At 62.3% G+C, this 9,562-nt stretch carries 11 protein-coding genes and 2 pseudogenes; 4 read left to right on the top strand and 9 right to left on the bottom strand.

The features are described 5' to 3' along the window. Positions 1–190 precede the first annotated feature (190 nt). The 3 genes from Q0J54_RS11390 to hslU all read right to left on the bottom strand — a co-directional run bounded on the left by Q0J54_RS11390 (position 191) and on the right by hslU (position 3,348). Entirely contained in the window at positions 191–442 is a 252-nt protein-coding gene (locus Q0J54_RS11390; RefSeq protein ID WP_296305820.1) for a hypothetical protein, read from the bottom strand. A gap of 567 nt (positions 443–1,009) precedes the next feature. Continuing rightward, complete coding sequence (locus Q0J54_RS11385; protein WP_296305818.1) at positions 1,010–1,495, bottom strand: hypothetical protein; 486 nt, start codon at positions 1,493–1,495, stop codon at positions 1,010–1,012. Between the two features lie 539 nt (positions 1,496–2,034). Then, positions 2,035–3,348 carry an ATP-dependent protease ATPase subunit HslU gene (gene hslU, locus Q0J54_RS11380; RefSeq protein WP_296305816.1) on the bottom strand — a complete coding sequence of 438 codons (1,314 nt, stop codon included), beginning with the start codon at positions 3,346–3,348 and terminating at the stop codon, positions 2,035–2,037. A 501-nt stretch (positions 3,349–3,849) separates the two neighbouring features. On the opposite strand from hslU, the gene Q0J54_RS12260 reads away from it, so the two are divergent. Further along, on the top strand, positions 3,850–3,978 hold the full coding sequence (locus tag Q0J54_RS12260; protein WP_367172244.1) for a helix-turn-helix domain-containing protein: 129 nt from the start codon (positions 3,850–3,852) through the stop codon (positions 3,976–3,978). Between the two features lie 15 nt (positions 3,979–3,993). Continuing rightward, positions 3,994–4,515, top strand: a complete 522-nt coding sequence (locus tag Q0J54_RS11375) for an integrase core domain-containing protein (RefSeq protein ID WP_296305814.1) — start codon at positions 3,994–3,996, stop codon at positions 4,513–4,515. A 67-nt stretch (positions 4,516–4,582) separates the two neighbouring features. Here Q0J54_RS11375 and Q0J54_RS11370 read toward each other — a convergent pair whose 3' ends face one another. The 6 genes and pseudogenes from Q0J54_RS11370 to Q0J54_RS11345 all read right to left on the bottom strand — a co-directional run bounded on the left by Q0J54_RS11370 (position 4,583) and on the right by Q0J54_RS11345 (position 8,182). After that, positions 4,583–4,954 (bottom strand): DUF805 domain-containing protein, encoded by a 372-nt coding sequence (locus Q0J54_RS11370; protein WP_296305812.1) that lies wholly within the window; start codon positions 4,952–4,954, stop codon positions 4,583–4,585. Positions 4,955–5,266: 312 nt separating this feature from the next. Next, the gene (locus Q0J54_RS11365) at positions 5,267–5,614 is read right to left on the bottom strand and encodes a hypothetical protein (RefSeq protein ID WP_296305822.1); all 348 of its coding nucleotides are present in this window, start codon (positions 5,612–5,614) and stop codon (positions 5,267–5,269) included. A gap of 94 nt (positions 5,615–5,708) precedes the next feature. Next, positions 5,709–6,149: pseudogene (locus Q0J54_RS11360) on the bottom strand (TRAP transporter large permease subunit); the annotation flags it as partial. 152 nt (positions 6,150–6,301) lie between these two features. Continuing rightward, the gene (locus tag Q0J54_RS11355) at positions 6,302–6,604 is read right to left on the bottom strand and encodes a hypothetical protein (protein ID WP_296305810.1); all 303 of its coding nucleotides are present in this window, start codon (positions 6,602–6,604) and stop codon (positions 6,302–6,304) included. A 79-nt stretch (positions 6,605–6,683) separates the two neighbouring features. Further along, a complete protein-coding gene (locus Q0J54_RS11350) occupies positions 6,684–7,199 on the bottom strand; it encodes a DUF1850 domain-containing protein (RefSeq protein ID WP_296305808.1) in 516 nt (171 codons plus the stop codon). 20 nt (positions 7,200–7,219) lie between these two features. Then, positions 7,220–8,182 carry a TAXI family TRAP transporter solute-binding subunit gene (locus Q0J54_RS11345; RefSeq protein WP_296305805.1) on the bottom strand — a complete coding sequence of 321 codons (963 nt, stop codon included), beginning with the start codon at positions 8,180–8,182 and terminating at the stop codon, positions 7,220–7,222. A 233-nt stretch (positions 8,183–8,415) separates the two neighbouring features. Between Q0J54_RS11345 and Q0J54_RS11340 the strand changes: the two genes are divergently transcribed. Both Q0J54_RS11340 and Q0J54_RS11335 read left to right on the top strand, forming a co-directional pair. Then, entirely contained in the window at positions 8,416–9,177 is a 762-nt protein-coding gene (locus Q0J54_RS11340; protein WP_296305803.1) for a glycine zipper domain-containing protein, read from the top strand. 63 nt (positions 9,178–9,240) lie between these two features. After that, positions 9,241–9,562, top strand: a pseudogene (locus Q0J54_RS11335) (hypothetical protein); the annotation flags it as partial.

Below are 9,562 nucleotides of genomic sequence, written 5' to 3'. Positions count from 1 at the left end.
AAGAGTAGACATGGTAACCTCCGTCTCCATACCTACTCTTTTTTGAAGCGTATGGAAATAATGAGTCCTGACCCTAATGGCGTTTTGCCTTTCAAAAAGGCAAGACGCGTTCTTCTGCGAAGCGACAGGCCGGGAAATGCGCTTAGAAGGCAGTTGGGAAGAGGCTGGGATCATGCGGCCTGAAGTACTTTCACAGGATATCCCTGTTCTTCCCGGGCGTCTTTCCGATGATCAAGAGGTAACTCCATTGCTTGCCGTTGTCCGTGATATAGTCTTGCCAGCCGGGATTCTTCTGCTGCCGGCTTTTCCCTGACGTACTCTCCTTGCTGCCGGTATGCTCCAGTTCTTTGTGCAACGGCCCCAAAAACGCGGTCTTGAGTACGCCGGCATCCGCCCCCACCACTATCCACATCAGCGTGCCTTCCTTCTTGCTTATGGCCATGAGGCAGCACAGACCTCTCTCCTGATCTGTCCTCTGTAACACCGACCAGCCGGGCGGCAGATCCAGCGTAAAATACTCGTTTTTCACCTGTTCGACGCGCTTTCCCGACTCCGGGGGAAGCAGCGCATCCCGCGTGGCGTCTTCCTTTTTCCTTTCTGGGCGCATCCGCCGACAGCCAGCAACAACGACAGCACGAACGGCAGCAGGCCGCCGCAGACGGCAGACAGTCGCTTCATCCTCCCCCTCCCCTGTGGCCTGCTCCCTTCCCCGCAGGAAAGACGGCCTCTCTTTCGACGATGTTCCCCGGCGTGCATCCTCACATCCGCCGAAGGCAGACTTTACGCAGTCTGCCTGCGAAGACCGGAGGCATCAATCCGCTCGCCGGACCGCTTGCGTCCGCACGGACACGCCCGCCGCCGGGAAGCGATCAGGGCGTTTTCGGACGGCGGCATGGTTCACGCACACGGCTATCGAAAAGCAAAACGCCGGGCGGCGACACATCGCTGCCCGGCCAAAACCACGCGGAAAAACCGCATTTTTTCCACGAAACGACAGGCCGTAAATGCTCTAATAAGACGCCGGGAAGAGCTTGGGATCCACCGGCTTGAGCTGCTTTTGCAGGAGTTCCTTGCCGGCATCGGTGGTCTCGCCGATGATGGTGACCACGCTGGCCTGCTTGCCGTTGGAGGTGAAGTAGTGAACGCCATTGGCCACGCCCTTGGAGAACTCCACCACATAGGACTCACCGACCTGCTTCATTTCGGAGAACTTGAAGCCGTCGGCCTTCATGTTGTTCACGGTCTGCGTGGCGATGTCCTTGATGGGCGCGGTGGACGGCATGGCGGCGATGCTCACCGCGGTTCCGTCCTTCTTGCTCTGGACGATGGCCACGGTATTGCCGTTGGGCAGTTTCTGCACCTTGCCCGGCATTTTCCAGTCGGCGGGCAGGTCGAGCGTAAAGTAATCGGTCTTCACTTCCTGAGCGCACACGGCGACGGCCAGCAGCAGCACGGTCAGCAGGCTGCTGCCGCAGACGGCAAGAAACTTTTTCATTTTCATACTCCTGAAACTTCCTGTCCTTCCCCGTAGACAGGGCGTTATGCGAACTGCCGGTCACGGGCCGCACGGGCGGCCGTTCCGGTCGAAATGCCGGGGAAAGTGCTTGCGTAGCCTGCCCCTTACCGAAAAAAGAGTCAATATTTTCTGATGGAAGAGCGAAACGAGGCATTTTCCCCTTAGCCCGTGAAGGTATGGGGCGGCAAGGAGAAGGAGACAGACGGCGGGGCGGCCCATATGTCGCCCTCCTCTTCCCTTCCTCGCGCCGTCGGGTACCGGCGAACAGGGGCGGGATCGCGTGTCGCTTCCGCCTCCCACCCTCCTGAACAAAAGCGCGCTGGGGAGGGCTTGGGGGGAAGGGAGCGACCGAAAGACGGCCGTAGGCCGTGCCCGTCAGGCGACGCAGGAGCCTTACGGGCATCGACAGCAGAGCTACACCTCCAGCGCGGGCGGAGGGGTCCCCCTTCCCCCAGTTGGACCGTGCCCGCAACGTCTACGGCGGCATGGGCATCGACGGAGAGCGTCGGTGGCTCCGTCTAAAGGATATACTGGCTGAGGTCCTGGTCCTCGCGCACGTCTTCCAGATGGTCGCGCACATAGTCGCGGTTGACCATGATCTGCGCGCCGCGCATGTCCGGCGCGTCGAAGGATATCTCGGCCAGGATCTTTTCCATGATGGTGTAGAGGCGGCGAGCCCCGATGTTTTCCGTGCGGCCGTTGATGGTCTCGGCAAAGGCGGCGATCTCTTCCAGCCCGTCGTCGGAGAAGCTCAGCTTCACCTGTTCTGTGCCGAGCAGGGCCTCATACTGCCGGGTGAGGGCGTTGTCCGGCTCCTTGAGGATACGCAAAAATTCCTCCTTGCCCAGCGGCTGGAGCTCCACGCGCAGGGGGAAGCGGCCCTGGAGTTCGGGGATCATGTCCGAGGGCTTGCTGAAGTGGAAGGCCCCGGCGGCAATGAAGAGGATATGATCCGTCCGCACCATGCCGTACTTGGTGTTGACTGAGCTGCCTTCCACGATGGGCAGCAGATCGCGCTGTACGCCTTCGCGGGAGATGTCCGACGTGCGGTTGGCGCTGGTGCTGGCGATCTTGTCGATCTCGTCGATGAAGATGATGCCCATCTGTTCCACGCGCTCACGGGCGCGGTCGGCCAGCGCCTCCTGATCCACGAGCTTGCCGGATTCTTCCTGCACGAGCACGTTGAAGGCCTCGCGCACCTTCATCTTGCGGCGGCGGTGCTTGGGCGGGAAGGCCTTGCCGAACATGTCCCGCACCTGGCTGCCCATCTGCTCCATGCCCGGGATGGCGAAGATGTCGATGCCCGCGCCGCCCTGCTCCACCACGTCCATCTCCACTTCCCGGTCGTCCATGAAGCCAAGACGGAACTGCTGGAGCAGCTTCTCGCGGGTGGACTGGCGTTCCTCGACCCCGAAGGAGCTGGGCAGCAGAAGGTCCATGAGCCGGGATTCGGCCGCCGCTTCGGCCGACAGGCGCACGCGGGCGTTCTCTTCCTCACGGACGAGGTTGATGCCGATCTCCATGAGGTCGCGCACCATGGATTCCACGTCCCGGCCCACATAGCCCACTTCCGTGAATTTCGTGGCTTCCACCTTGATGAAGGGCGCGCCGCTCAGTCTGGCCAGGCGGCGGGCGATCTCGGTCTTGCCCACGCCGGTGGGGCCCATCATAATGATGTTCTTGGGGGCGATCTCGTCCCGCAGTTCCTCGGGCAGGTGCTGCCGGCGCCAGCGGTTGCGCACGGCCACGGCCACCATGCGCTTGGCCTGTTCCTGTCCCACCACATATTTGTCCAGTTCCGCCACGATTTCCCGCGGAGTCAGTGCGCTCATGAGTTCTCCAGTACGTCGGGTGCAAGGTTTTCGCGTCCTGTCTCCGGCGGGCCCCGGCCGGGGTCCGGGGTCGCCGGCGGACGACGGGCGAGAGCAGCATAGCCGCTCCGGCGGCATCTTGCAATGTTCGCGTGGGGTGGTCGGCCGCGGCATGAAAAAAGGGCCCAGGTGTTGTGTTCCCATAGGTTGTGTACCCTTTCCCCATTCGCTAAGTTGGAGGTTCCCACACCAAAGCCAACAAGCGGACGAGGAAAAGGGTGAACAGCCATAAAAATGCCAGACGCACGCCCAAAGGTCGCGAAGAAATGATTCGTCGACCGGACAGCATGCCCGCATCCGCTCTCGCCACTGGATTTGGCCTAAGCCTGCGTACTGTTTGAAAACGGAAAAGCCCCGGCATGGCGGCGTTGAAGCGTTTGTGGACAAAAGCCCCCCCCGCGCTGTCGCGGCAAGCTGACGGAAAAGACATACAGAGAGATTCTCTCTCCACGGCAGAGGCGTTTGACCGGGGATGAGATAGCGGCCCGGCTGGGACTGAGCCGGAGTTCTGTCTTTCGCGCCTTGCGTAAACTTGGCCGCTCGCGTCTTGCCGCACTGGAGGCAAAGCCTCCGGTGCGGCGTTATCAGTGAGAAAAGCCCGGACAAATGCCGCATCTGGATATCAAGTGTCTGGGCAGGATCGACGGTGTGGGACACCGAAAGGCGGGAACGCGGCAGGTTTATCGCAGCCGTCCGGGCTGGGAATATCCGCATGTTTGCATTGATGACGCTTCGCGGGTGGCCTGCACAGCGATCCACCCGGATGAGACGGCGGAATCCGCTGTGGAGTTCCTCTGGCATGCCGTTGCCTGGTATACGGCGCAGGGCATGAAGGTCGAGCGTATCCTTACGGATAACGGGGCCTGCTACAAATCCCGCAAATTTGATGAAGCCTGTCGTGAGTTCGGTATCCGGTACAAAAAAACCCGGCCGTACCGGCCACAAACCAATGGCAAGGCCGAACGATTCATCCAGACGGCATTGAAAGAGTGGGCATACGCGCAAACGTACACCCACTCATGGAAAAGGACAGCCTGCTTGCCGGTATGGACGCATCATTACAATTTTGTGCGCCCTCATTCGGCTCCTGGCGGAAAACCTCCCGCTTCATGTCTGAACGGAGGGTGAACAACGTGTTGACACTCTACACCTAGCGGCCCCCCAGCATGGTCGAAACCTCCCGGGCCAGCGGGATTCACTCGCCGTACCGGTTGGGCCCATCCGTGCCCTTCCGCATCAAAAAATACAGTAAGATAAAAGGTCCAACAAGCGGTATGAGGCAAACGAGAATGAACCAGCCGCTCTTGTCGCCGTCATGCAGACGCCTTACCGTCACGGCCAGCCCCGGGAGAATCATGACCAGACAAAAAAGGAGCGAGGCAAACCAGGGGATGCCAAACAGAACTCGCGAATCCGCGGCGGCCCCGATGGCCATGAGAATGAAAAAGGCAATTTGGGCAAGAAGCTGGAACAGAACAAAATACCAGTACTCGCTCCGCGGTGCCCTGCCGTTGAACTCAGCGAATTTTTTCCTCAGACATACGTTTACCGCCTCACTGAATTCCATCTTACCCTCCTTTGCACTGGTTGCGCCAACTGGCGGAAAAGGCGGCACGCACGGGGCGGATCCGCTTCAGACACATTGCTCCCTCCGTCGTAGGCGCACACCGCCAGGAAAAGGAAAAAGCGCGCAACGGCGCTCACCCGACGTTCTCGACTCCTATCTGAAGATGAGTATTGTAGTATACTCTTCTTTCCGCTCCTTGTCAATATCGACAATGACTATGCCCCAGATGCAGCCTATGTTCACTGATGGCGCGCCGTTCCAGCCTCGCCCGCCTTCCCCGGCACGAAAAAGGAGCCGAAGCCCCCCTGCGCGTTATGCCGTATCGGCCTGCGGGCGATCCGCCGCGGCGGACGCCGGACCGGTGGGGCGTACCTTCTGGAGCAGATAGACGACCACCATGAGCCCGATGCCGATGGCATCGGTGATGAGGCCGGGCGTGATGAGGGTGATGGCCCCGGCCAGCAGCAGCAGGCGTTCCCAGATGAAGAGGGTACGCAGCCAGAAGCCCACGCTGGCAAAGGAAAGGGACACGATGCCCAGTACGGCCGTGGCCACATAGCCCGCCACCTGTACGCCCGTGGCGTCGATCATCAGCAGCCCGGGATTGTAGCAGAAGATGTAGGGGATGAGGAAGCCCGCCAGCGCCAGCTTGACGGCCATGAAGCCCGTGGCGTTGGGCTCGGCGCGGGCGATGCCCGCCGGTGAACGAGGCGGCTTCCACCGCGCCGGCGAAGGAACCGCGATAGCCCACGCTCTTCATAAGCGGGATGGTGAACGTGCCGGTGGAAACGGTGTTGGCCACCGAGGAGCCGGAGATGGCGCCGAAGAAGCCGCTGGCCAGCACGGCCACCTTGGCCGGGCCGCCCACATAACGTCCGGCGGCGGCCAGGGCGAGGTCGATGGAGAACTTGCCGAGGCCGGTGCTGTGCAGGAAGGCCCCGAAGAGGAGGAAGAGGAAGACGAAGGAGGCGGACACGCCCAGCGGCGTGCCGAACAGGCCTTCGGTGGTCAGGTACATCTGGGAGACGATACGCTGCACGCTGAAGCCGCGATGCCCCAGCATGCCGGGGATGAGGTTGCCGAACTTGGCATAGAGCAGAAAGACCACCGCCACCAGGGTGATGGGCAGGCCCACGATGCGCCGTGTGGCCTCCAGCACCAGCACGATGGCCGCGCAGCCGAAATAAAAGTCCATGTCCGTGGCCGGGCCGGCGTCCAGGACGATGATGTCATAGTTCCAGACGATGTAGCCGCAGACGGCCGCGCCGGCGACGGCAAGGATGACGTCGTATCAGGCCAGCTTGTCGATCTTGTCCGCACGGGCCGGATAGAGCAGATAGACCAGCGTCAGCACGAAGCCCAGATGGACGGCGCGCTGGAACTGCGGCGGGAAGGCCCCCATTGCCGCCGTATATAGAGATGGAAGGCCGAAAAGGCGATGCAGAGCAGACGAATGAGGATATCCATCCAGCCCTTGAAGGTGCGGTAGACCGATTCCTTGTCGTACTTGGCCACGATCTCGGAAACGTCCATGGTCTCCTGACTGCGCGCCACGGCCACATGGTCCACATCCTCATGGCGCTCTTCTTCCAGAGCGAAGTCGCCGGCCCCCTCCTTGTCAATGACCCTCATCCGTTCTTCATGACTCATCTGTTCACCTCACCTCACGCAAAAAAACATTCCAGGGCAAGCCAAGCCCCGCACGCGGCGGGGCAATGGTGTACCAGGCTTACGGCCTGTCTTCAATACGAAACGTCAGGGCCGCCCCCGGTGGGGCCACTCTGTCCAGCGGCAGCTCGTGCCAGCCGCCCGCGGCGGGCAGCAACAGGGTATGCCGGGCTATGCGGCCCACGCGCAGATCAAAGCGCGGCAACGCCCGATGAAAGCCGCTGATGACCACCTTCCCGTCGCCCGTGCTCATGCGCTGCCCGCCCTCCGGCATATGCGGCAGCCCTGCCCCGAAATCCTGATATTCGGTCTTTTCCAGATACAGGCAGCCGTCGCAGACGGCAAACCAGTCCGTCACCGGCGTCCGCGCCACGGAATGGATATAGCGGATGCCGAAAACGCTGCCGTTGCCGAAGGGCAGCAGGAGGCACGTCTTTCCTCCGGCGCCCGTCACGCGCAGCCGCAGGACGGGGATGCCTTCCCCCGTCGCTGCGGTTGCGGCAAGAGCGGACGCGGCCAGCATAAGCAGTGCCGGCACAACGAGCGGCAGATGAAAGCCGTTGCGAAAGCGCCGCATGCGTCACGCTCCCCGGCTGCCTACTGGGGCAGCTTCACGCCCTTTTCGGCGAAGTACTTGGCCGCGCCGGAATGGAAGGGAATGGTGATGCCTTCGGCAGCGCGTTCCACGCTGATCTCCGCTCCCTTGTTGTGCGCCTTGGCCACGTCGCCGAGGTTGTCGTAGAGCGCCTTGGTCATGGCGTACACATCCTCGTCGGACATGTTCTTGTTGACCACGAGGATGCACTGGACGGACAGGGTGGGCACGGGCTTGTCCTGCCCCTTGTAGGTCCCGGCGGGGATGGCGTCCTTCACGAGGAAGGGGAAGATGTTCACGAGTTCATCGACCTTCTTGCCTTCCAGCGGCACAAAGAAGACCTCCTGCGCGGTGGTGATGTCCTGGATGGCCAGGTTGGGCGTGCCGATGGTAAACACGAAACCGTCCAGCTGGCGGTCCTTGAACTGATCGGCGGTCTCGCCATAGGGCAGGAAGATGGGTTCGATGTTCTTGTAGTCCAGCCCGAAATGCTTGAAGATCTGGCGGCAGTTCACTTCATTGCCGCTGCCGCGCGCGCCCACGGAGACCTTCTTGCCCTTGAAGTCCTCCAGCGTCTTCACGTTGCTGTCCCTGCTGGCCACCACATGCAGATATTCGGGATAGAGGCGGCCGATGGCCACCACATCGGTCATCTTGTTGTCGGGGCGGAAGGGATCGGTCCCCTTGAAGGCCGCATCGGCCACGTCGTTCTGCACAAGAGCGAAGTCCACATCATGGGCCTGCACAAGGCGCATGTTCTCGCCGGAAGCGCCGGTGGCCTGCGCGGTGACGGTGAACTTGCCGTCACTCTTGCTGCCGATGACCTGAGCGATGGCTCCGCCCAGGGGGAAGTACACGCCGGACGTGCCCCCGGTGGCAAGCGTCAGATGTTTGGCGTCGGCAAAGGCGGAAGATGCCGACAGCAGAAGGCCGCAGGCCAGAAAAAGACTCATCACGCGTTTCATGTTCGACCTCCTGGAACGTATCTGGGTGGCGCAGATGCGTTACATAGCCTTTACGGAAAGGAAGCGCAACGCATGCCGGCCGGCGGCCGTCCTTCTCCGGCGACTTCCGGCGGCCTGACGCACGAGCCGTCGGCCGCCCGTCTGCCGTCTTGCCTAGCTCTGGTCGAACGTGTATGCTGCAAGCGTCGGGAAATCCCCGGAAAACCGCTGCAACGCCAACGTCGGGAGGGAGCATGCCGCGTCGTCCATTCACCCTGTGTCTTTGTGGGGTCCTGCTGTGCGTTATGACGCTTACAGGCTGCAAAAGCCAGTACGGCGACCAGAAAACCACGGTCAATTACTATCCGCAGTGCTACACTCCTGTCGCGGAACTGCGCAAGGATGAAAACAGCGTCGGCACCAGCACCGCCGTCGGGGCCGCCGGAGGCGCCCTGCTCGGCGCGCTCATCGGCGGCCTGAGCACCGGCAAGGTGGAAGGCGCGCTGGCCGGCGCCGTGGCGGGCGGGGCCGTGGGCGCGGTGGGCGGCCATGCCTACGGCAAATCGCAGGCCCAAAAGCGCGACGCCCAGTATCTCCAGGCCTATGCCCAGCAGCTCGGCAAGGAAGCCCAGACCATGGACAGGGCCAGCGCCGCCGCCACCGTGGCCATGAAGTGCTACGACAAGGAGTTCAAGGCCGCCATCGCCCAGTACAAGGCCGGCAGCATCACCCGTACCGAGCTGGATGACCGCTACAAGGAAATTCGTTCGGGGCTGGAGGAGACCGCCTTCATCCTCAAATCCACGGCGACGACCATGGCCGAACGTGATGCCGAATATCAGCAGGCGCTGGCCGAGGACTACATCAACGCCCAGCCCAGGCGCAGCCAGTCCACGCCCGTGCGCCAGCAGGCCTCCGCGTGGAAGGAGTCCCGCGACAATCTCGTCCGCACCCAGGCCGAGCTGGAGAGCCGGCTTGTCGCTTACGAGAACGGCTATAACAGCGCCACGCTCTAACGCGCCGACGGGCGCTCTCCCCTGCCGGGACGAGTGCCCTTTCCCTTTGCCGCAGGCATGCCCATGAACAACCTCATTGCCACTTCCCGTCGCGGAGAGATGCGCGCGCTGGCCGTGCAGGGCATTTTCGCCACGGACTGTTACGCCCAGCTGCGCGGCCTCATCCAGCGCCACCTCGGCCCCGCCCATGCGGCCCTGCTGGCCGAACCCCAGCATGACGCCGCGAAACGGGACATCGACTGGTATGCCGACTGCCCCGGCACGCCCGTACGCTGCGCCGATCTGCCGGAGGCCCAGGCGCAGGCCCTGCGGGCGCGCGCCGCCGAACTTGCCCGGGACATCAGCGACACGGCCCGCCGGCTGCACGAGACCAGCGGACACGAAC

Origin of the sequence: uncultured Desulfovibrio sp., assembly GCF_944324935.1 — a bacterium.
GTDB lineage: Bacteria > Desulfobacterota > Desulfovibrionia > Desulfovibrionales > Desulfovibrionaceae > Desulfovibrio.
This window is presented reverse-complemented; position numbering and strand designations above follow the sequence as displayed.